The organism is Chitinophagales bacterium, assembly GCA_040877935.1.
Lineage (GTDB): Bacteria > Bacteroidota > Bacteroidia > Chitinophagales > CAIOSU01 > JBBDNB01.
In genome coordinates this window covers 114046-137662 of the sequence record JBBDNB010000012.1, presented here as the reverse complement: position 1 = coordinate 137662, position 23617 = coordinate 114046, and the positions used below count along the sequence as shown (strand labels likewise).

The 23617-nt window shown below is 40.0% G+C and carries 17 protein-coding genes; 13 read left to right on the top strand and 4 right to left on the bottom strand.

Going from position 1 to position 23617, the window contains the following annotated elements; all coding sequences use genetic code 11:
- Positions 1 to 246: 246 nt before the first annotated feature.
- Positions 247 to 1350 (bottom strand): tRNA 2-thiouridine(34) synthase MnmA, encoded by a 1104-nt coding sequence (gene mnmA / locus WD048_03250; GenBank protein MEX0811206.1) that lies wholly within the window; start codon positions 1348 to 1350, stop codon positions 247 to 249.
- A gap of 561 nt (positions 1351 to 1911) precedes the next feature.
- On the opposite strand from mnmA, the gene WD048_03245 reads away from it, so the two are divergent.
- From WD048_03245 to WD048_03225, 5 genes are all read left to right on the top strand, one after another.
- Positions 1912 to 3540: a GMC oxidoreductase gene (locus WD048_03245; GenBank protein MEX0811205.1), complete on the top strand. Its 1629-nt coding sequence runs from the start codon at positions 1912 to 1914 to the stop codon at positions 3538 to 3540.
- 248 nt (positions 3541 to 3788) lie between these two features.
- The gene (locus tag WD048_03240) at positions 3789 to 4709 is read left to right on the top strand and encodes a universal stress protein (protein MEX0811204.1); all 921 of its coding nucleotides are present in this window, start codon (positions 3789 to 3791) and stop codon (positions 4707 to 4709) included.
- A 109-nt stretch (positions 4710 to 4818) separates the two neighbouring features.
- Positions 4819 to 6768 (top strand): aconitate hydratase, encoded by a 1950-nt coding sequence (locus WD048_03235; protein ID MEX0811203.1) that lies wholly within the window; start codon positions 4819 to 4821, stop codon positions 6766 to 6768.
- A gap of 9 nt (positions 6769 to 6777) precedes the next feature.
- Positions 6778 to 7290 (top strand): PH domain-containing protein, encoded by a 513-nt coding sequence (locus WD048_03230; protein ID MEX0811202.1) that lies wholly within the window; start codon positions 6778 to 6780, stop codon positions 7288 to 7290.
- Between the two features lie 249 nt (positions 7291 to 7539).
- Positions 7540 to 7932 carry a GxxExxY protein gene (locus WD048_03225; protein ID MEX0811201.1) on the top strand — a complete coding sequence of 131 codons (393 nt, stop codon included), beginning with the start codon at positions 7540 to 7542 and terminating at the stop codon, positions 7930 to 7932.
- A gap of 300 nt (positions 7933 to 8232) precedes the next feature.
- Here the strand turns inward: WD048_03225 and prmC are convergent, their stop codons facing one another.
- Complete coding sequence (prmC, locus tag WD048_03220; GenBank protein MEX0811200.1) at positions 8233 to 9096, bottom strand: peptide chain release factor N(5)-glutamine methyltransferase; 864 nt, start codon at positions 9094 to 9096, stop codon at positions 8233 to 8235.
- Positions 9097 to 9128: 32 nt separating this feature from the next.
- Here prmC and ribD point away from each other — a divergent pair, with 32 nt between their 5' ends.
- The 5 genes from ribD to WD048_03195 all read left to right on the top strand — a co-directional run bounded on the left by ribD (position 9129) and on the right by WD048_03195 (position 16405).
- Positions 9129 to 10169, top strand: coding sequence for a bifunctional diaminohydroxyphosphoribosylaminopyrimidine deaminase/5-amino-6-(5-phosphoribosylamino)uracil reductase RibD (ribD, locus tag WD048_03215; protein ID MEX0811199.1), 1041 nt, complete (start codon positions 9129 to 9131; stop codon positions 10167 to 10169).
- A 38-nt stretch (positions 10170 to 10207) separates the two neighbouring features.
- Positions 10208 to 11056: a hypothetical protein gene (locus tag WD048_03210; GenBank protein ID MEX0811198.1), complete on the top strand. Its 849-nt coding sequence runs from the start codon at positions 10208 to 10210 to the stop codon at positions 11054 to 11056.
- 271 nt (positions 11057 to 11327) lie between these two features.
- A complete protein-coding gene (locus tag WD048_03205; protein ID MEX0811197.1) occupies positions 11328 to 15173 on the top strand; it encodes a TaqI-like C-terminal specificity domain-containing protein in 3846 nt (1281 codons plus the stop codon).
- Between the two features lie 99 nt (positions 15174 to 15272).
- Positions 15273 to 15632 carry a DUF6567 family protein gene (locus tag WD048_03200; GenBank protein ID MEX0811196.1) on the top strand — a complete coding sequence of 120 codons (360 nt, stop codon included), beginning with the start codon at positions 15273 to 15275 and terminating at the stop codon, positions 15630 to 15632.
- Positions 15633 to 15883: 251 nt separating this feature from the next.
- Positions 15884 to 16405 (top strand): hypothetical protein, encoded by a 522-nt coding sequence (locus WD048_03195; GenBank protein MEX0811195.1) that lies wholly within the window; start codon positions 15884 to 15886, stop codon positions 16403 to 16405.
- 544 nt (positions 16406 to 16949) lie between these two features.
- On the opposite strand, the gene WD048_03190 is transcribed toward WD048_03195, so the two are convergent.
- Positions 16950 to 19187: a hypothetical protein gene (locus WD048_03190; GenBank protein MEX0811194.1), complete on the bottom strand. Its 2238-nt coding sequence runs from the start codon at positions 19185 to 19187 to the stop codon at positions 16950 to 16952.
- 165 nt (positions 19188 to 19352) lie between these two features.
- Here WD048_03190 and WD048_03185 point away from each other — a divergent pair, with 165 nt between their 5' ends.
- Positions 19353 to 20360 (top strand): glycosyltransferase family 2 protein, encoded by a 1008-nt coding sequence (locus tag WD048_03185; GenBank protein ID MEX0811193.1) that lies wholly within the window; start codon positions 19353 to 19355, stop codon positions 20358 to 20360.
- Between the two features lie 76 nt (positions 20361 to 20436).
- Positions 20437 to 20802, top strand: a complete 366-nt coding sequence (locus WD048_03180) for a lipocalin family protein (GenBank protein ID MEX0811192.1) — start codon at positions 20437 to 20439, stop codon at positions 20800 to 20802.
- A 9-nt stretch (positions 20803 to 20811) separates the two neighbouring features.
- Here WD048_03180 and WD048_03175 read toward each other — a convergent pair whose 3' ends face one another.
- Positions 20812 to 21654 (bottom strand): SDR family oxidoreductase, encoded by an 843-nt coding sequence (locus tag WD048_03175; GenBank protein MEX0811191.1) that lies wholly within the window; start codon positions 21652 to 21654, stop codon positions 20812 to 20814.
- A gap of 854 nt (positions 21655 to 22508) precedes the next feature.
- On the opposite strand from WD048_03175, the gene corA reads away from it, so the two are divergent.
- Positions 22509 to 23456, top strand: coding sequence for a magnesium/cobalt transporter CorA (gene corA / locus WD048_03170; protein ID MEX0811190.1), 948 nt, complete (start codon positions 22509 to 22511; stop codon positions 23454 to 23456).
- Positions 23457 to 23617: the final 161 nt, after the last annotated feature.

Sequence of the window (23617 nt, the reverse complement as noted above, 5' to 3'; positions counted from 1 at the left end):
AAAAGCCATTTACTGCTATAAATCCAAAGAAAGAAAATTTTCTAAGTCTATTTGTGCCCTTTGCTTTGTAGTAAAAAAATTAGCCACCAAGGCACAAAGAAAAGTGAACCTCTTACTTGCAATAAGATTACATTGATTCTCTGTAACTAAAAAGCCTAAAAATAAAATAGATATCATATATACTTAGTACCTTTGGGGCTTTGTGGCGGAATAGTTTAGAGTCTTTGCATATTTGTGGTCAATAAATCACCCATCAAACCTGGCCTGGATAATACCACCACCAACCACATCATCGCCTTCATAGAACACTGCGGATTGACCGGGGGCAATAGCATCTACTGCCGAGCGGAATTCTACTTTGATTTTACCATCAGCCGTATTGTATAGATCGGCCATCGTGCCATCGTTTTTGTAGCGGATTTTTACCAAAGCCTCAAATCCATCGGGAATACTATCGTATTTGATCATATTCAAGCCGCCCACATACATATTGCTCTTCTTCAGCTCATCACGCGTACCCAGAACAACAGTATTGGTATCGGGCTGTATTTCCGTAACGTACATCGGTTCACCAAATGCCAGTCCTAGCCCTTTGCGTTGTCCAATGGTATAAAAGGGATAGCCTTCGTGTTCTCCGATAATGTCGCCTTCGCTATTTACAAATTTTCCGCCTTCCACTTCATCCTGCAGTTCAGGCACACGCCTTTTCAAAAAGCCGCGGTAATCATTATCGGGCACAAAACAGATTTCATAGCTTTCGGCTTTTTTGGCCAGGGAATCGTAGCCCCAGTCAAAACACATTTTACGGATATCGTCTTTTAGATAATCGCCCAGCGGGAAAAGCGTACGGGCCAGGCATTTTTGGCTCACGCCCCACAAAACATAAGACTGGTCTTTGCTTAAATCTTTGGCCTTTGAAACGATGTGGCGGCCATTTTTCTCGCGCAATTTGGCATAGTGCCCTGTTGCAATATAATCACAGCCCATAGCATCGGCACGTTTGAGCAATGCCTCCCATTTGATATGCGTATTGCACAGCACACAAGGATTGGGCGTTCTTCCTGCCAAATATTCATCCACAAAATTGTCGATTACATAATCGCCAAACTCGTTACGGATATCAATAATATAATGTGGAAACCCTACTTCAACAGCTACTTGCCGGGCATCATTAATGGAATCAAGCGAGCAGCAACCGGTTTCTTTTTTCGAGCCGCCAGAAGTGGCATAATCCCAAGTTTTCATTGTAATACCAATTACATCATAACCTTCATTGTGCAGCATTACGGCAGTTACGGTACTGTCAATACCACCGCTCATTGCTACCAATACTTTTCCTTTTTTGCGCATTACAGATTTCTAACTTTAGCAGTTTCTAACTGCAAAAGTAAGGATATGGTTTCTCAAAACTAAAGATTCAGAGAATCGCAGTAGAAATCGAAATTTCAAATTCCTGAGGTAAAAGTTTGATTAGAGAACAGTTGGATAAATAAAATTTAAGAATCAAATTTGTAGCGGCTTAATTTTTGCATTGTTGCTTTGGATACTATGGCGCAAAAATTGGCCGTGAGCAGTAGTTTTGAAAGAAATACATGCACGTGTGGAAGATTTATTTCTTTTATTAATTGCCCTTTTTAGCTGGAAAAAATAGCATTACAACAAATAAAGCAAGAGATAAAGTATAGGTAGTCAGGGCAATAAAAAACTTGTACATAATTTTCACTTCTGTGAATTTTTTTGGTTAAAAAAGAGATGTATTAATGTGATGCAAAATTAAGATAAATAGTTGCATTAGCATAAAATCTGTGTATAAATTAATGCTAATTTTTGTAAAAAACAAATAACCCCAATTTTTAAACTTTTTATCAAATTTTAGTTCAGCTAAAAAGAGTAAATTGTAAGCGAGTAGCTATGGAAAAGATTAGGGACTATACAGTAATCGGCAGTGGGTTTGGCGGCAGTGTTTCTGCCATGCGCCTGAGCGAAAAGGGCTACAATGTAGCAGTGCTGGAAAAAGGGAAAAGATACAGAACTGAAGATTTCCCCAAAAGCAACTGGAACCTGAAAAAATACCTGTGGGTACCGATCATAAAATTCTTCGGTTTTCAAAAACTCACCTTTTTCAAAAATGTATTTGTGCTCAGCGGTGTGGGTGTTGGAGGTGGTAGCTTGGTTTATGCCAATACCCATATGGTTCCTCCCGATGCATTTTTCAACAATCCTTCCTGGGGACATCTTAAAGACTGGAAAAATACGCTCGCTCCCTTTTATGATCTGGCGAAGAAAATGCTGGGCACCATCCCCTACCCTAAGTTCTACGAGGAAGATCGTTTACTGAAAGAAGTAGCAAATGACATGGGGCGTGGCGATACCTTTGCCAAAGTAAATGTGGGTGTATATTACGGGGATACAAAAAAATGGAAGGATCCCTATTTCAAAGGACTGGGACCTCAGCGAAAAGGCTGCGTGGAATGTGCAGGATGTATGGTCGGTTGTCGCTATGGTGCCAAAAACACACTGGACAAAAACTACCTGTATTTTGCAGAAAAATTTGGGGCAGAAGTCCATGCTGAAACACTGGTCACAAAAATAGAATACAAAGACGGAATCTACCACATTCACACACAAAGCAGTACAAGCTGGTTCGGGCGCAACAAAAAAGTCTATAAATCCAAAGGATTGATTGTAAGTGGTGGAGTGCTCGGCACCATGCAATTGCTCCTGAAGCAAAAATACGAACTCAAAACCATGCCCGGGATATCCGATACTTTGGGCGCGCAATTAAGGACCAATTCCGAATCGCTTTGCGGTGTAATGGGCGGAGACAGAAAACTCAACAATGGCGTGGCCATTTCCACTGTATTCAACCCGGATAACGATACCCATGTGGAAATCGTAAAATTCCCCGACCACAGTGGAGCACTTTCTCGGCTGTCAACAATTGCAGCTGGCGAAGGCAATCCGCTCGTTCGCACGAGCAAAATGATAGGCAATATTATAGCACACCCCATGCAAACCCTGAGAGCTTTTTTTACCTTTAACCAACCGCGCACCGGCATTATTTTCCTGGTAATGCAATCGCTTGACAATTCCATGAAAATGATCTGGAAAAAAGGTTTGTTTGGCAGCGGCATGAAAATATCCAACCGCGGGCAAGGTAAGGTTCCCGCTTTTATCCCACAAGGACAGGAGGTGATGAAACGCTATGCCAAAAAAGTAAATGGCGTGCCCATGAATGCCCTCACCGAAATCATGTTCAATATGTCCACAACAGCGCATATCCTGGGCGGCTGCCCTATGGGGAAATCAAAAGAAGAAAGCGTAATCAATGAAAATTTTGAAGTACACGGCTACCCCAATATGCATGTGCTGGACGGCTCTGTCATTCAGGGGAATCTCGGTGTGAATCCAAGCCTTACTATTACGGCACTTAGCGAATACGCCATGTCCCAGATTCCTGAAAAACCTGGAAACACCCAGAAATCACTGGATCAATTGATGCAGCAGCAGGAACAACAGGGACAACAACAAGGGGATTAATTCCCTTGTCGCATACATTGTTTTGTTTGTTTGTTTGTTTGTTTGTTTGTTTGTTTGTTTATTGTTTGGGCGTGCCCCTTCGGGTCGGGCTGTTCCGCTCTATCTTTTGGTGCAGAAGCAAAGTGTTGCAAATGGACTTAGGAAATAGCTTCCGCTGGTCGCTTTTCCAAAATCCCCCATTCCAATTGCAGCGCAAAACTCGGAAATGCATATCTTAGCGCAGTCAAAATGCGATCAATAACAAGACTATGAAAGATTTCAAAAGAATAATGCTCTGCCTCGACTTTACCGCGATGGACAATATGCTGGTAGATTACCTGTCATTTTTGTGCAAACAGCACAAGCCTGAAAAAATCTATTTCATACATGTATCAAAGCACCTGAGCGTAGAATCAGAATTAAAGGAAAAATTTCCCGAACTGGCAGAGCCTCGCGATGAGAAACTGGAACACGACATGAAAGAAATGGTCGCCACACATTTTCCCGATGTCAAAAATTTTGATGTTGAATACAAGGTAATTGAAGGCTCTCCGCTAAAGGAAATCCTGCACTGGAGCCAGATCAAAAACATTGACCTATTGTTGCTGGGCAGAAAACGTAAACTCACAGGCAGCGGAGTATTGCCCGATAATATTTCCAGAAAGATCAATTGTTCCCTGTTTTTTGTAAATGAATCACCAGCACTGCAGCTCAAAAATATTTTTGTGCCCAGCGATTTTTCCAAAAATTCAATATTGGCACTGAAAGAAGCTGTTGCAATAGCAGAAACTTACCCTGAGCCTAAAATTTATTTTCACCACATATACCAGCTCCCTACAGGGTATTACAAAACAGGGAAATCAGAAGAAGAATTTGCGCAGATCATGCGTGAAAATGCAGTAAAGAAATACCTGAAGGTAATTGAAGAAAATGGATTAGAAAAAGTGCCCATAACCCCTGTTTATACTTTTGATGAAGATCAATCCCATTCTGAATTGATTTTACAAAAAGCACTTGACAAAAAGGCTGATTTAATTATAGTTGGTGCAAAAGGCCGAACTTTCACTACAGCTTTATTGCTTGGCAGTGTAACTGAAAAATTGCTGCGCATCAACAAAGAAATTCCAACATTGGTGGTAAAGGTGAAAAACAAAAATTTAGACCTGCTCGAATGGTTGAAGATTGTATAACTGAAGCTTTACAAAAAATAAAATATCCCCGTACCTTAAACAAATTTCCCTGATTCAAACAATTTAGCTATTTTATGCATTGATTTTAAAAATCAAAAAAAAACATAAAATGACTAAAACAGCCCTCAACCTCAGCCAAAAGCTGATCAAGAATCACTTGCTGGATGGCGAAATGAAACCCGGCAGCGAAATCGCTCTAAAAATTGACCAGGTACTGCAGCAAGATGCCACTGGAACACTTATAATGCTGGAGCTGGAGGCCATGAAGCTCAAAAAAACAAAAGCTGAAGTGGCTGTACAATACGTTGACCACAATCTCCTGCAGACTGATTATAAAAACATGGACGATCATATTTTCCTGCAATCGGCAGCTAAAAGATTTGGCTACTGGTTCAGCCGTTCGGGCAATGGCATCAGCCATGCTGTGCACATGGAACGCTTTGGAAAACCCGGCAAAACACTACTGGGTTCCGACAGCCATACCTGTGCAGGCGGTGGCCTGGGAATGCTGGCCATTGGCACAGGAGGATTGGATGTTGCAATGGCATCTGCCGGAGAACCCTATTATGTGAAAATGCCAAAGATCATGGGCATAAAACTCACTGGAAAATTGCCCGATTGGGTCAGTGCTAAGGATGTGATCCTTGAAATGCTCAGAAGATTTGATGTAAAGAGCGGACGCAGCTATATCCTGGAATATTACGGCCCGGGAGTGAAAGAACTTAGCACCTGGGACCGGCACGTCATTGCCAATATGGGCACAGAGCTCGGAGCCACTACTTCAGTTTTTCCCTCCGATGAGATCACTCGGGAATTTCTTAAAAAGGAAGGGCGCGAAAATGACTGGCAAGCAATGAAAGCTGATGAGGGAGCCAAATATGATCATAATGAAGCAATCAATCTCTCAGAATTGCAACCCCTGATTGCAATGCCCAGCAGTCCGGGAAATGTAGTGCCCGTAAGCGAAGTAAGTGGAAAAACCGTATCACAGGTTGTGGTAGGCTCCTCTGCCAATCCCGGCCTGCGCGATTTCTGGATTGTGGCCAAAATACTAAAAGACCAATTTACTGCTGCCGATGTATCGCTTGATGTCAATCCTTCTACGCGACAGGTATTGCAAAACCTTACCGAAATGGGGGCACTCAGCGATTTGATTGCTGCCGGTGCGCGCATTCACCAATCGGGCTGTATGGGCTGTATAGGTATGGGGCAGGCACCTGCAAGCAACCGCATCAGCCTTAGGACCATGCCCCGAAATTTCCCGGGAAGATCGGGAACGGACAATGACAAAGTTTTTCTCTGTAGCCCGGAAACTGCAGCCGCAGCTGCTCTAACTGGTGAAATTACCGACCCGAGGACGCTGGAGGACAAACTCAATATCTCCTATCCAAAATGGAAGGAGCCTGAAAAACTAAGCATCAATACACAAATGTTGGTGGAGCCCAATGGCGGTGATCAGAAATTGATCAAGGGGCCAAACATTAAAACCCTACCTGAATTTGACGCCCTGCCTGATGAATTGGAAATCCCTGTTTTATTGAAAATGGGCGACAATATCTCTACCGATGAAATTCTGAAAGCCGGAGCGGAAGTGCTTGCCTTGCGTTCCAATATTCCAGAGATCAGTAAATATTCCTATTATGTGATTGATCGCGGCTTTTACGATCGTTCTGTTGAAACCCAGCGGGATTTTGATGGCTTTGCCGTAGTGGCCGGTGACAACTACGCGCAGGGATCGAGCCGGGAACATGCAGCCCTTGCACCCCGCTACCTGGGACAAAGATGTGCCATTGCCAAATCCTATGCACGAATCGGCTGGCAGAACCTGGTTAATTTCGGGATGATTCCTTTTGAATTCAGCAATCCCGATGATTATGATGCACTGGAGCAAGGAGATGTTCTGCAGCTAAGCGACCTGAAAAACAAAATCAAAAAAAGAGAAAACATCATTGCAGAAATAAAAGACAAATCAAAAAAAATTGAATTAACTTACACCATAAGTGAAAGACAGGCAGAAGTTATACTTGCCGGGGGGATCATCAATTACATGAAATATTAAAACAACATCATGGAATACAAAGCAAGCCTGAATACTTTAGGAAAAATCATTACCGGATTGGTAATATTGTTTTTCATATATATGGGTTATGAAAGTATCAGCTCATTCATTAAAACTCCTGACGACACTACTGTTTTATATCCACAGATAGGAGCCTTCGTTTTGTTATTTCTTGTGATCGTTTTCAGTTATCTCTTTGCTCCAAAAGCATATAAAATAACAGATAGTGAATTACAAGTGCTGCGCCCAGTTGGCAATAAAAAATTCAAATTAAGCGATATAAGTGAGGTGCGATTTGTTGAGAACTCCCTGAAAACAGTAGGAATAAGAACTTTTGGTGTAGGGGGGCTTTTTGGCTATTACGGCAAGTTTTATTTCAAGGACATCGGCAGTGTGAATATGTATGCCACCAAATTGGGAAACCGGATTTTGATCACCATGAAAGACGACAAAAAAATCATACTAACGCCAAACGACCTCAATTTTTCCAGTGATTTGAAAGAAAAGATGGCTTCGACCTGAGGGCAAAGCCCACATTTATTATTAGGATGCCACCAAGACGCTAAGACTCAAAGAAATTCGAATCAGCTCTTTGTAATGGGTTTTAAGAAATCATAATAGATGAAAAATTAAATATCAATCACCCACATATCCTTAGTGCCTTTGCGCCTTTGTGGCAGAAAAGATTAGAATCTTTGTGGCTAAAAAAAATTAGCCACCAAGTCGCAAGGACGCAAAGAAATATAAAATTTATATATTTATAGAAAAAACATGGGATTTGATTCATTGTCTGAACACGAAGAAAAAGTTGGTAGAGCAATAGTAAATGCTGCATATAAAGTGCATAAGGCATTAGGGCCAGGCTTGTTGGAAAAAATTTATGAAGCTTGCATGGCACATGAATTAAGAAAAGAAGGTTTTGATGTGAGACGTCAGGTTGATCTCCCAATACATTATGATGGAATAAAATTTGACGAGGGACTAAGAATGGATTTATTGGTTGATGATTTAGTTATTGCAGAACTCAAAGCCATCAATAAGGTAAACAGAGTTTGGCAAGCTCAAATCATTAGTCACCTAAAGCTAAGCGAATTAAATTTAGGCTATTTAATCAACTTCAATGTGCCCTTGATAAAGGAAGGTATTAGAAGGTATAGAATATAATATGCTTCTTGAAAAGCATAAAATCAAATTTACTATCCCATTTTGTTCTTGGTGACTTTGGGGCTTTGTGGCGGGAAATATTAGAGTCTTTGTGTAGCAAAAAAATAGTCACTAAGGCACCAGGACACAAAGAAAAGTGGATTGCTTTCTTGCAACAGGGTTACATTGATTCTTTGTGACTGAAAAGATTAAAAGTCAAGTAGATATCATATGTCCTTGGTGTCATTGCGCCTTTGTGGCAGAAAAGATTAGAATCTTTGAGGCTAAAAAAAACCGAAAAAGATGGGTTTATAAGTTAGACTAAACACCTTTCCTCGCAAAGAAAAACCGCTCTTTTCCATTGATGTCCCGAATGATATTTTGCTCAGTAAAATAAGCATTGGAAAAAATTTGCAGCACTTCTTTGCCCAGCTTTTCATTGATTTCCAAAAGTAAAAATCCCCGGTGATTCAGATGCCCAATGGCAAAGGCAGCTATTTTTTTATAAAAAACCAGGGGCGATTCCCCTTCTGGCGGATGCAATGCATGTTCCGGTTCAAAATCCTTCACTTCTTCTTCCAGAACATTCCACTCTTTCAGGGTCACATAGGGCGGATTGCTCAGAATCACATCAAAATCAGGTAGATCATTCCAGGTTTCCGTATTGAGAAAATCCTGTTTTATAAATTCCACAGCTACTCGGTTCAGTCTGGCATTTTCATTGGCAATGGCCAGCGCTTCTTCACTGAAATCCACTGCATAATATTCGCCTTTAGCAAACTTCTTAGCTATTGAAATCACTATACAGCCCGAGCCTGTGCCAATGTCAAGTAAATTCCCGGAAAAATCGGGCTTTATTTTTTCCATGGCCAATTTTACCAGTTCCTCTGTTTCGGATCGCGGAATCAGCACTGCCGGACTAACTTTAAATTTAAGATCATAAAAAGAGGTGGAACCACAGATATACTGAATGGGTTCGTGATTGAGCATTCGGCCAATCAATTGCTTCCATTTATTGTGCTGCACATTGGAAAATTCCAAATTTGGATCCATCAATACTTTGTTCCTGTTGATGTCAAAAACATCTTCCAGCAAAATATCCAAACGCGCCCTGGCTTCCCCTGCTCCTACCTGATCAGACAACTTTTTATGCGCATCCCTGTACAAATCCTTTAACAACATCATTGAAGTATTAACTTTACAACAAAGTTGCTTATTTGAAACCGAATCATTCGCTTTTTATTCAAAGATGTTTTGACCTTGCTGCTGGAGGGATAGGTACAGTTGCGCCCAATCCGCTGGTAGGTGCAGTGTTGGTTTACGAAAATAAGATTATTGCCGAAGGCACACATGAAAAATACGGTGCCGCACATGCCGAAGTCAATTGTCTGGAAAATGTAAGCAAAGCCGACCGGGAGCTGATTCCAAAATCCACACTGTATGTGAATTTAGAGCCCTGCTCCCACTTTGGCAAAACCCCACCGTGCAGCGATTTAATTATCGAAAAGAAAATTCCCCGGCTTGTTTATGCCAATACAGACCCCAATCCGCTGGTAGCTGGCAAAGGACTGGAAAAACTGAAAAATGCCGGTGTAGAAGTAATTGGCCCCATAGTGGAAAAAGAAGGTTTTTTTTTAAACAGGCGATTTTTCACTTTCCACAAAAAACAACGGCCATATATTATACTGAAATGGGCGCAGAGCAAAGATGGATTTATCAATAAAGCCGATGGAAAGCAAAACTGGATCACGAGAAAAGCTGCGCGTATTCTCACACACCAATGGCGCTATGAAGAAGCAGCTATAATGGTAGGAAAAAACACGATTGAAACAGATGATCCGCTGCTGAACAACCGCTATTACCCGGGAGAAAACCACCCACTGAGAATTGTAATTGATGCCGAAGCAGAACTGGATTTCAAAAAATATAAAATTGGCAATTCGGATTTGCCATTGCTGGTTTTTAATCACAAAAAGGAAGCAGAGCAAGGTAAAATTAAATGGATTAAAATTTCACCCGATCATTTCCTGGAACAGCTTTTAAATAAGCTTTTTGAAATGAATATCCAATCGCTGATCGTGGAAGGCGGCAGTTTCACTTTGAATCAATTTATTAAACAGGGCTTGTGGGACGAAGCGCGCGTCTTTACCGGAGCACCGCTTTTTAAGGAAGGAATTAAAGCGCCTGCCATTGCTCAAAATGCTGCACAGATTTATTCATTGGAAAAAGATTCACTCTCTATTTATTACAGGCAATGATCTTTTTACTGCTCTCCATTTTATGTTCGACCGCATTGATGGTCATTTTCAAATTGCTGGAACGCTATAATGCGCCTATCTTTCCAGTAATTGTTTTCAACTATGGTACTTGCCTGGTTTTTGGTTTTTTCTTGCTGCCCGCCCCCGAAAAATTTCATCTGGTAGCTACCGAAAACTGGTTTCCCTTCGCCCTGTTTATCGGCATGATGTTTATCCTGCTCTTCAACCTGATTGGCACCTCGGCACAAAAAAACGGCATCAGCGTAACAGCCGTGGCGCAAAAGATGTCGCTGGCCATCCCGGTTGTTGCGGCCTATTTCATTCACCACGAACAAAGCATCAATATCTACAAAGGCATTGGCATAGTACTGGCTATAGCTGCCGTGGTACTGAGTTCTATCCGCAAAGAGGAAATAGAAAAACAAAGCGATAACAGCAACAAAGGCTTGATCCTGCTAATATCACTGATTATTTTCCTGGGCAGTGGACTGGTAGATACTGTGATAGATTACACTCAATCAAATTACCTGGACGATACTTCCCAAAATACTTTTCTCACCACACTGTTTGGAACCGCCTTTTTACTGGGGTTTTTAAAGTTACTTTTCGACCTGGTTTTCAAGGGGCTGAAATTCAGGTTTAAGCGCGTGGTTCTCTGGGGCCTTATTCTCGGTTTGCCCAATTACGGCTCCATTTATTTTCTGATCAAAGCCCTGAAATACGCCAATTTTGAGTCATCGGCCCTGTTTCCCCTGAATAATGTGGGCATTGTAATGGCCTCTACCCTCGCTGCCATGTTTCTTTTCAATGAGAAACTTTCAAAACTGAATATTCTTGGTGTGCTGCTTTCAATTGCAGCTATTGCTTTAATTTCGTTTGGGGAGTGATGCTGAATTATCCACAACAATACACTTACATGCTTTCCTTAAAATAATTTACTTTTGAATGCATGTATTTGCTTTGCTTAAACCCGGATTATGCATTGGGACTTTGTCATGAAGCTTGAAAGCACAATAAAATCAGGCTGTTTGGAAATTTTAGCATAGCATCGCTATGGTGAAATTGAAAACAGCAACGAAGTGTCTGATTTTGAAGTGATTTCATGCTGCAATAGATTTCCTAGTGCATATTCCGGGTTAAAATAATTTTTAATTCCGAATGAAACCGATACAACTAAAACCCAGAAAAGCACTCAACAAAGCTTTTTTAAAAGTAAAGCCCCACCGAGCTGAAATTGAGCATTTTAAAAGCAACTTGAAGCAATTGCTAGATAGGAGCAATGACACCGAATCTGAGGAATTTCACAAAAACTTAGTAACAGATTTTTTGAAAAAAACCTATTATGAACCCAATCATTTTATAAATACCAAAGGAAGAAATGACCTTGTAATCCACAATGGCTCTAAAGCCAATAGTCCAGTTGGGGTAATTGTTGAAGCCAAAAAGCCCACTAATAAAAATGAGATGCTCGGCAAAGAAAACATCAACACCAAAGCATTTCACGAACTGGTTTTGTATTATCTACGCGAACGCATTGAGCATAAAAACCTTGAAGTCAGACACTTAATTGCCACCAATATTTACGAGTGGTTTATTTTCGATGCCAGTGTTTTTGAAAAAATCTTTGCCCAAAACAAAAGCCTGGTCAAACAATTCATCGATTTTAACGAAGGTCGGCTGAGCGGAAAAACCACTGATTTCTTTTTCAGGGAAATTGCTGCACCTTTTATTGCTGCACTCGATCAGGAAATAGAGTTTACCTACTTTGATATCAGGCAGTATGAAAAACCCTTGCGCAATGAAAATCCTAAAGACGACAATAAACTGATTGCACTTTTCAAACTGCTTTCGCCCGAACACTTGCTCAAACTGCCTTTCACCAATGACAGCAATAGCCTTGATAAGCGATTTTACGGGGAATTGCTGCACATTATTGGGCTTACTGAAACGAAACATGGCGGTAAAAAACTCATTGAAAGGAATAAAGTCGGAAATAGAAATACCGGCTCGTTGCTGGAAAATACCATTATCCAATTAGACAGTTTAGACAAAATAAACAGGCTGGAAAAACCTACTCAATTTGGCATCACGCACGATGAGCGGCTTTTTAATGTGGGCCTTGAGCTCAGTATCACCTGGATCAACCGCATACTTTTCCTAAAACTGATGGAAGCCCAATTGATTACTTATCACAGTGGTGACAATTCCTTTGAGTTTTTGAGCATCAAAAAAATACAGAATTTCGATGATCTCAACAGTCTTTTCTTTCAAGTGCTGGCGCGCAAACATGCCGAAAGGAATGAAGATGTAAAATCACTTTTTGAAATGGTGCCATACTTGAACAGCTCCTTGTTTGAGCCCACCAATATTGAACATAACACACTTTTCATCAGCAATTTAAGGGATGATAAAACCATTCCGATTTTTAACGGAACTGTGCTGAAAGACAGCAAAGGCAAAAAACGAAGTGGAGAACTCAATACGCTGGAATATCTATTTCAATTTCTCAATGCCTATGATTTTAGCAGTGAAGGAGCAGAAGACATTCAGGAAGAAAACAAAAGCCTAATCAATGCCTCGGTTCTGGGGCTAATTTTTGAGAAAATCAATGGATACAAAGACGGCTCGTTTTTTACACCCGGTTTCATTACCATGTATATGTGTCACGAAGCAATCCGAAAGGCAGTATTGCAGAAATTCAACGATACCAAAGGCTGGAATTGCAAAAATCATGATGAACTCTACGATAAAATAAATGACCGCAATGAAGCCAATCAAATCATCAATGACCTGAAAATTTGCGACCCCGCAGTAGGTTCCGGACATTTTTTGGTTTCTGCACTCAATGAGATTATAGCCATTAAAAACGATTTGAACATACTGCAAGACAGAAACGGCAGGCGGCTGAAAGAATATGAAGTAGAGGTAGTAAACGATGAGCTAATTGTTACCGATGAAGACGGTGAATTGTTTGAATATAAACCCGGGAATAAGGAAAGTCAGCGCATTCAGGAAACATTGTTTCACGAAAAGCAAACAATCATTGAAAACTGCCTTTTTGGTGTAGATATCAATCCCAATTCGGTAAAAATCTGCCGACTGCGCCTGTGGATTGAATTATTGAAATGCGCTTATTATAAAAACAAGACCGAGCTGGAAACCCTTCCCAATATTGATATCAATATAAAATGTGGCAATTCATTGATCAGTCGATTTGATATCAAAGCCAACCTTAGCAAGGCATTGAAAAAAAGCAAATGGACCATTGAGGGTTATCGCCTGGCAGTGGACACCTACCGCAATGCTACGGACAAGGCAGAAAAGCGGGAAATGATGAAGCTAATTGATGATATCAAAAGTGATTTCCGTAGTGAAATATCTCAAAATGACCCAAAGGTGAAAAAGCTGCAAAAATTGCAGTACGAGTACAATCTGTTGGTAGCTCCCAATATTTTCAAGGAAGAGGAAGCCACCTATGGCAACAAGCAAAATCGGAAAAAAGCGAAAGATAGACTGAAGAATTTAGAGGAAAACATTGAAAAACTAGGTGCTGAAATAGAGGAAATCAAAAACAACAGGATTTATGAAAATGCCTTTGAGTGGCGCTTTGAATTCCCCGAAGTGCTGAATGAAAAAGGTGATTTCATGGGTTTTGATCTGGTAATTGGGAATCCGCCTTATATCCGGCAAGAATCTTTTAAAGAAATTAAAGCTTATTTACAGAGCCGATTTAAGATATTTACCGGAACAGCCGACCTCTATACTTACTTTGTGGAATTGGGTTTAAATATCCTTAAAAAGCAAGGTGATTTTGTTTTTATTATTCCCAATAAGTGGATGCGTGCAGGGTATGGAAAAGCATTGAGAAATTTTATACAGGAAAACACCATCGTTCAAATCATCGATTTTGGTGATTTGCCGGTATTTGAGGAGGCTACGACCTATCCATGTATCATTCAAATCGATAAATCAAAAAACGAGGAAAACAGCTTTAAAGCTGCAAATATTGATACACTTGATTTTCCGGCAGGAATATCCTCATTTATTGATGCCCATTCCATTGAAGTAATCAGTAACGAGCTGCCTGATTCAGGGTGGACTTTGATAGATGCACGGGTACAAAAATTACTCGCAAAGCTTAGGGAAAAAGGCGTGCCTTTGAGGGAATATGTTTCGGATAACATTTACTATGGTATTAAAACCGGGCTAAACGAAGCTTTTGTAATTGATGAAGCAACGAGAAACAGATTGATAGAAGAAGACCCGAACAGTGCAAAAGTCATAAAGCCTTTTTTGGCAGGTAGGGACATCAAAAGATATGCTGCGCCAAAAATCAACAAATACTTGATATTCTTCCCAAAGGGATTTACGATAAAAAGGAATTTGCCGCCTGATGACTCCAACTTTGAAGATGCAGTTAGTGAGCCGCCACCCCGCTATGGTGATATGCCATATGATGATGCGTGGTCTTGGTTGCAGGATAATTTTCCCGCCATTGCCAAACATTTAAAACCCTTTGAAGCAAAAGCCAAGGCACGCTACGACAAAGGTGATTTTTGGTGGGAATTGCGTGCCTGTGATTATTACGATGAGTTTGAGAAGCCGAAGATTATGCTTCCTGACATTGCTTTGAAAGCACAAGCTATGATTGACAACTCTAAAGCATATTGTGTCAATACAGCTTATATAATTCCTGTAAATGATTTGGGATTATTGGCTGTACTGAATTCAAGATTGGTTCATTTTTTCTATTCCAATCTCACTTCATCAATACGTGGAGGGTATTTGAGATTCATCAGACAATATTTGGAACAGATTCCTGTTCATCCAGAAATATCAAATAACAAAAGCATACAAGCTAAAGCGGAAGCAATAATTTCCCTCAAAAAACAAAACCCCGAGTCCGACACCAGCGCACTGGAAACAGAAATAGATCAATTGGTTTATGAGTTGTATGGCTTGAGTGAGGAGGAGATTGGGGTTGTGGAGGGGAGTTTAAAGTAAAATATTAGTAATCAACAGCATTAATATAAACAAGAGTGTTTATAAATTCTAAGCAAATTTTATTATCATTATTGATTCTTTAATTTAAAAACTATCAAAATGGTAAAATTCATCTTGTTTATTTGTATCGTAAGTGCGTGTTTTATCTCTTGTACACCTGTCATTTACACCATGAACTACAATCAACTAAGTCAAACACAAGTAGAACTTTCAAAGGCAAATTTTAAAGTATTAGGAAGTTTTGTTGGGCAATATTCAACTAAACTCAGCAAAGGGAACATTAAAAATGAAGAGGGCTTGGCTGCTATGGCAAAAAAAGATCTTTTAAAAAATGCTGCTGATGCCGGTGTTGAATTAGTTGGAAGTAGAGCCTTGGTTAATATTTCCTCTGATTTCGCTCAAAATGAAGCGAGAATATCTGTTACTATATCTGCTGATATAATTGAATTTATAGACTGATATTTAGCAATAGACTTCCTAAGTCTTTGAGACTTGGTAAGTCAGTCCAAAACCTAACAAGTCTGCAAGATTAATAGTTTTAAACCGAACATGTATATTTACACTAAGTAGAAGTTTAGATGGCAGTTACTTAGCTTTTGCGGTGCTGCGAGCTGTTGGCTTCTGCCAGGGACGCGGTGCGTCCAAGTCCCACATCCAATAGCTGCGCAGCTTGCGTGGCTATTGGCTATTTTAGGCAAACCAATAAAAAAATGCTGGAACAAGGTGCGTTGGTCAAGGAAGCGATAATTGAACAGGCTTATCAGTCATATATCAAAAACGACCAACAAGAAAAACCAAGCTTACTACAATTGACTAAAATGGCAGCTCTTTTTATGCCATCAGGGAGCATGAGAGACTGGGAAAGGAGAAGCATAATCAAAGCCGCAATGGTTTTTGTATGGTGCGAAGACTGGGGTAATGCATACAGGGCTCAATCCATTTTTTTTGACAGTCTCAAAAATTTTAATGCCAATTATAAATTTGCTGAAGAGTACCTTTATTTGTGTTTTATTATTGATGCTAATGATATATTGGAGTTGTTTTCCTATTATGGTTGGCTTGAACACCATTTTGAAGACGCTTATGAAATAAACCACTGCGTTTTTGATAAATGGCCAGAATGGTATTATGAGGATAATAAGGAACGTGTAAATGCCGTAGCTAAATTTAAAGGCATGATCAAAAAATACGGGAACAAAACAGCGAAGCTAAAATACCTTGGACAAAAATGAGCAGCAATCTCCCAAACCCGACCAGATCCTTCACTCCACTTCGTTCCCTGCCCTGCCGGGCTAGGCGGGCGTTCTGGATGATGTTTTCAATTGGACTGCTTTTATATCGAAATAAAATTAGTGAGTTTAAACCAAAAGATTTATATTTACCCTGAGGGCGGTTCTACCAACCTCAGCCCCAATAGCTGCGCTTCGGTGTAGCTATTGGTGTTTTATGAAGCTGCCAAAAATCAATGCCGTCATCATTACAATCGACCAAAAGGAAAGTGAATGGCTGGTTATACCTAATCAGACTTTTTGCCTAAATTTCCAAACCTTCTGAAAGGTTGAAAATACAAACTAACCTAAAATTTCCAATCCAAATATTTTACATTTGCATTATGTAGCAATTGATAATTTTATCTTTCTACTAGGTGCGCGGTGGTATCCATCAAGCCCCGAACCCAATAGCTGCACTCCGGTGTGGCTATTGGCTATTTTAAGCAAACCATTCAAAAAATGCTGGAACAAGGTGCATCAGCTTAATTACTATTTTCACAAAAAACTAGTTATTACTGGGCTCAACCAATACCCTACCAAAGGCAACATCTTCGGAAGCCAGAACTAAAATTGTACTGGGCATGTCTGCCACCCTTTTTTGAACAGCACTGTAGTATTTGCTGTAATCTTCATCGGCTTCGGGTTCTTTAAGCCCGAGGAAAATAAGATCAGAATCTTCAGATGATTTGTGAAGAATATCATTAAAAGGAGTGCCATCAGAAATAATGACCTCTGCACGTGCACCTGTTCTCATTTCCCTGATAATTTCAGAGAGGTTTTTTTCTGCCCCTTCCGCAGCAGCGTCATTGGGCACCACCATTTTTACAGTGAGTTCCGCATTCCACCAATCGTTGTTAGACTTGAGCAAGTAGGCAAGAATAATCATCAGGCCGCCATTGCCCTTTAGTCCGCCCCACCACACATCTATTTTTTTGCGCTTGCCAAAATAGTTCTCCTGGCTTTTGCCTGAAAAAACCAACACATTGCGCTGATTTTCATGGCAATCTACAATCAATTGACAAAAGTCGGGCAGCTTTTCAGGATTTTGATTATCGCCCATAATTACGGTATTGGGCACCAATTCACCCAGTCCATAGGCTTTGAGCAATAGCCGGGCACCGGTAAAAGGGTCTTTAGAAGGGAATGCCCTTACCAAAGCCTGCACACCTCTTTTATTTAAAAAACTGCGCACATTATTCTCCATTGCATATTGCCGCTGTTTGCTTATCCCTTCTCGGGTCAATACCATAGCTACTGTCATAATTCCGCGATTGTGTATCAGCAAATTCGCCAGTTCAATTAAATGCCAGCGACTGGTCGGAACACCCGACAACACCAAAGGGTGGGGCCTCCAGTTTTTAAATGAATTTTCCCTGTCCAGGCGCATGAGTCCGGCCCTGATAACCGCCAGCCAGATTCCGTTGCGCACGCCACCCCATGCCGTTGTCATTTCCCTTTGCTGCAACCAGATAAAAATCAATGCTATAAAAACAAATGCCACTAAAGTTGCCACTGCATTGATCAAAAACATTACTGCAAAACAACCTATGGCTCCAAGCAATGAAAAAATCCAGTGCACTTTAAAGCGGGGACGAAATGATGGACTCCCGAGTAACTTTTCGGTTCCGGCAGTGATGTTCAATACACCATATGTCGTAAGGAAAAACATGGTCAATACCGGAGCGATCAAATTCAGATCGCCCAAATACACGGCAACCAATACCAAACCCATAGTAACTATAGTGCCTGTTCTTGGGGTATCCTCCTCCCCTTTTCCTTTTCCGAGAAAAGCCATTTTTTTAGACAAAACACCATCGCGGGCCAAAGCCTGAAGTACCCGAGGAGCTCCCAGAATACTTCCCAAAGCACTGGAAAGCGTGGCTCCCCATACTCCTACAAACAGCGCATCGCCCCAATAGGAAATCCTGCGCATGATAAAAGGATCTTCAATAAGTGTGAGCGCATCTGCACGATTGGCCAAAAGAATGGGCAGTGTCATATAAATAACATAGCCAACGCCAATTGCAGCAAAAGTTCCTCGAGGAATGGACTTTCCAGGATTTTTCAAATCACCGGACATATTCACACCTGCCATTATGCCCGTAACAGCAGGAAAAAACACGGCAAAAACTTTCCAAAAGCTTTCTGAATGCCGATCGGCAGCACCCCACATCTCAATACTGGTATCTTCTAAAGGTGATCCAAAAAGCAATGAAAGCAGCGACAATACAATTCCAAACATGATGAAATACTGTATTTTTATCACTGCTTTGGCAGACACAAGGGCAAGTCCTGTAATCAATAAAGTGGTAATAATGCCTATTAATTTTTCATTCATGTTGGGAAAAAAAGCGATTAAACTTTCTGCAAAACCCACTACATAAAGTGCAACAGATAGAGCCTGGGCAAGGTATAAAGGCACTCCAATTGCTCCGCCCGATTCAATTCCCAGCGAGCGACTGATCATATAATAAGCGCCTCCTGTGCGCACATGCTGATCTGTAGCAATAGCAGAGATAGAAAGTGTTGTAAGGAATGTAATGGCCGTAGATAAGGTGACAATAATCAATGTACCGATGAGCCCAACATTACCCACTACCCAGCCAAAGCGCAGGTACATAATTACACCGAGAATAGTCAGTATGGAAGGTGTGAAAACTCCACCAAAAGTGCCCAGTCCTTTTTCAGAGGACGGTACAACGCTGATCTTTCCGGGAGCTTTTACTCTAAATGGTAATTTCATTCAGGGAAATTGAAAAATTTTCCTCAAAACAAGGGTATTTTTTTAGGTTTTTAAAATTTTATCCTGTAATAAAAACTAAGTATTATTGAACCCTATAGCTTAAATTAATGCTTTCAAGATTGTTTGAATATTCATCCTTGTATCGCATCACATAAATAATACACAATCGAAGCTCCTGAAATTAGCATATTAATGCCGGTTAAAAATGCAGAGCCATTTCTCTGGCAATGCCTTGATTCCATTATTCACCAAAGCTATGGGAATTGGGAACTGCTTGCCGTAAACGACCATTCCGATGATGACAGCTTTGAAATATTAGAAAATTACTCAGCAAAAGACAAGCGCATTCAAGTGCTTCAAAATACAGGCAAAGGTATCATCCCTGCTCTGCGACTGGCATACGAAAAATCAAAGGGCAAATATATCACAAGGATGGATGCAGATGATATTTGCAAACAAAATAAGCTCGGTGTATTGCTCAATAATTTGCTAAAATACGGAAGGGGACATATCGCCATTGGGCAGGTAGAATATTTTTCTGAAAATGAACTGGGCGAAGGCTACAAAAAATACGCTGAATGGTTGAACAGCCTGACTGCAAAGGGCAACAATTTTGAAGAAATTTTCAAGGAATGTGTCATTCCCTCGCCTTGCTGGATGCTACACAGGGCTGATCTGGAAAAATGTGGGGCTTTCAGTTCTGATCAGTACCCCGAAGATTACGACCTCTGCTTTAGAATGTATGCTGCCGGGTTGAAATGCATTCCCTGCAATCAAACTTTACATCTATGGCGGGACCATCCCGAAAGAAGCTCACGAAACGATCCCAATTACCTGGACAATCATTTTAGTGAATTGAAAATCAAGTATTTTCTGAAATCGGAAAACAAGTCTGATAGAGCATTGGTGCTTTGGGGAGCTGGAAAAAGAGGGAAAAAACTGGCTATTTTGCTCAATGCTGCCCATATTGATTTTCACTGGATATGCAACAACCCAAACAAAATAGGCAATGAAATATACGGACAGGTAATTCATGATGAAAGCACATTTCCCAAATTCCAATCATCACAGGTCATTGTAGCAGTAGCCAATAGTATTGCCCAGGAAAATATTCGTGCAAAACTTCAGTATTCAGGAATGAAAAATATGAAAGATTACTTCTTCTTTTGCTAAAAACGCGATACATTGCTTATTTTGAAACCGCTAAGAGTTTGTTACAAACCTTAATTTATAAATCAAAACCCAAACCATGCTTAAGTACATTATATTGATCATTGCAATTACACTGTTGTTGTTTTCCTGTGAAGATCCCGAGCAGTATAAAAAAATTTCAGGGCACTGGGAATGTGTGGAATGGACATCTGTTGAAAACCCACAAAATCGCTGTGGAGGCGGCAATGTGTATTTTAAATTTGAAGAGAATAAAACATATGAATCAAAATTAGGACAAACAAAGGATCAGGGTACTTATACCATAAGTGGTTCTGATTTAACTGTTTCTCCCGAGGGTAAGCTGGATATCAAGGTTGATATTCAAAAGCTAAATGAAGATACACTGTCGTTTCTGATGAATGCCGGGGGGATACAGGAAAAAATGGTATTGTTGAAGAAGTAGTCAGGTATATCAATTCAGTCCACACTGCTCCAAGCTCAATTGGTAAAGCCTTTCTTCAACTGCTTCATCATTGGATTTGCGACCGGGTTTCACTTTTTTACATTTTTCAAAAAAGCCTCCGCTGATATTTGTCACATCATCGCTGCTTGCAAGATATACGCTGGTGGCGGCACCTTCTTCCAAAGTAATCATAAATGGCTTCATCAATCGCCAAATCCAATGTGCCAGTCCCGAGTCGTGTTTCATTCCAATATCTGACTTCACAAAGCCTGGGTGAAGGGCATTTACTGTCACATCAGTATCTTTTAATCTTTTGGAAAGCGATTTCGTAAAAAAGACGTTGGCCAGTTTATTTTGGCAATACACCTGAAAACCTTTGTAATCCTTTTCATAGTAAAGGTCATCAAAATTGATACTGCCCCTGCGGTGTGCATTGGAACTCACATTTACAATCCGCCCTTGTGGAGCAGCTTTAAGTTCGTCCAGCAATAAGTGGGTGAGTAAAAAAGGTGCCAGGTGATTGATGGCCCATTGCATTTCAATTCCGTCAACCGAATATTGCAATGAGGAATAAAATGCCCCTGCATTATTTATAAGCACATCCAATTCATTGTATTTTTTCTTAAACTCTTCTGCCGCTGCGCGAACTTCCGCTTGGCTGGAAAGATCAGCAACAAAATAATCAATTTCAGCCTGCGGAACTGACTCGTGAATATTTTTGATAGTCGTCCCCCCTTTTTCTGAAGACCTGACTAAAAGAGAAATTTTAGCACCTTTTTCTGCCAGTAATTTAGCTGTGGCATATCCTATTCCGGAATTTACCCCGGTAATAAGCACGTGTTTTCCTTGCATATAGTAAGTTAATTGATGAAGTATTTACAATTGCAAAAAGATAAGGAAATTAATTCTTAAAACAATATGGAAATATACTATAGGACAGTACTAAAAAACAAAAGGCGGGAATCAAATTGCTTTGAATTCCCGCCTTCAGCAATTTAACACCGTAGTGAAAATTGCAGTCGAATTACAGTTATTACGGCTTCCCTATTCCCTATTACACGCTTGATGTCATAAGTCTTTCGGGAAAACTTTTAATCCCATCTGTCGAAATCCCCGGCTTGTACCGTTTCATTCAGTAACTCCGTGCTTTCGCAAGAGCAAAAAAATTCAGCTTTCTGATGTTTACACATTTTCAATCTTTCTTTCCGAAGAAATACTCAATCATTTGGCCTGCATTTTTTAAGATGAAAATAAAAGCTTTTGGCTTTCGCCTCTACCCTTTATCTCTCATTCGATATATTCAAAAGTAGCAGTAATTTTGAGATAAACAAATTTTCAACCAAAAAAATAATACACAATCTTTGCCTTGTTGAATCCACAAATAAAATGTCTTTATAAACAGGTAAACACATGATATCAACATATTAAATTAGTTTTTGCACATTTAAGAAAATTCTTTGAAAAAAAACACGCAGATTTCCACACATGTAAAGTGAGAAAATATCGCAGCAAAAAAAATATAATTGCTATGATGGGGAAATTGCACACACAAACTTTGGGATTTGATGTCTTATCGATTCATGAAACAACCCTACTTTAATCGAAAAACAAAAAAGAATAAGTAATTTTCCAAAAATTCAGTGAAGTCCTGTCAAGACATTAACTTTGATGCTTGTTATTTTTTTGAACGATTCACAAAATAAAATGTGATTAGAGTTTATTACATAAAAGAAGGAGAATTGCAATGGGAGAAAAACGAAGCTCCTCTTGACTATTCTAATGTAAAAATCATATGGGTGGATCTGCAGGATCCCACTGAACTGGAAAAATCACAAATAGAACTGCGCTTTAATATTGATTTTTTCACTCCACAGGAAGCATCTGAAATTGAAAGCAGTTCGCGTTATTTTGAAGGCAGCAATATCATTGAGGCAAATAATGTATTTGTGCTCTACAAGGATCAAAATTTCTACTCAAAACAGGTTTCTTTTATACTGAAAAATAAAATTCTCTTTACACTGCGCAATGACAACCTGAAGACATTTGCCGAAACCACTCGAAAGTTAAAAACACTTACAGAAGATTCTGTTTCTGCTGAAGAAATATGGGCTATGCTTTTAGAAACCCGCATTGATCTTGATGCCGATTATATTGAGGGCATTTCAAGAATTATCAATAACACGAGCAAAAAGCTGGTAAAGAAAAAAGATACTACAGAAGATATCCTGGTAAAAATATCCGAATTACAGGAGAACACCATTTTAATAAGAGAAAGTATTTTTGACAAGCAACGCCTGGTATCCGCACTGATAAAATCAAAGAAAGTCCCCGATGAAATAAAGGATCGTTTGCGCATCATTATCAAGGATATTGCATCTCTTTTACAACATACCGAATTCAGTTTTGAAAGACTGGAATATATGCAAAACACTTTCCTGGGCCTGGTAAATATTGAGCAAAACCAGGTAATAAAAATATTTACAGTGGTAACAGTTGTTTTTATGCCTCCAACATTAATTGCAAGTATCTACGGTATGAATTTTGAAGTAATACCTGAACTGGACTGGCAATATGGCTATCTATTTGCAATCGGTATTATGATTGCTTCTTCATTGATATTCCTATTGTACTTCAAAAAGAAAAAGTGGTTGTAGTTTAGGCTATGGCTTGACCTTGCTTAAAAGGCTCATCCGAACAGCATGGCTCATATAACCTGAGTTAAATAACTATTCCCACCCACTACAGAAGAAAACAATTCAGTAGGATTAGCTCAAATAATCTAATTTTGCACATGCTCCGATTTTAATACTAAAAA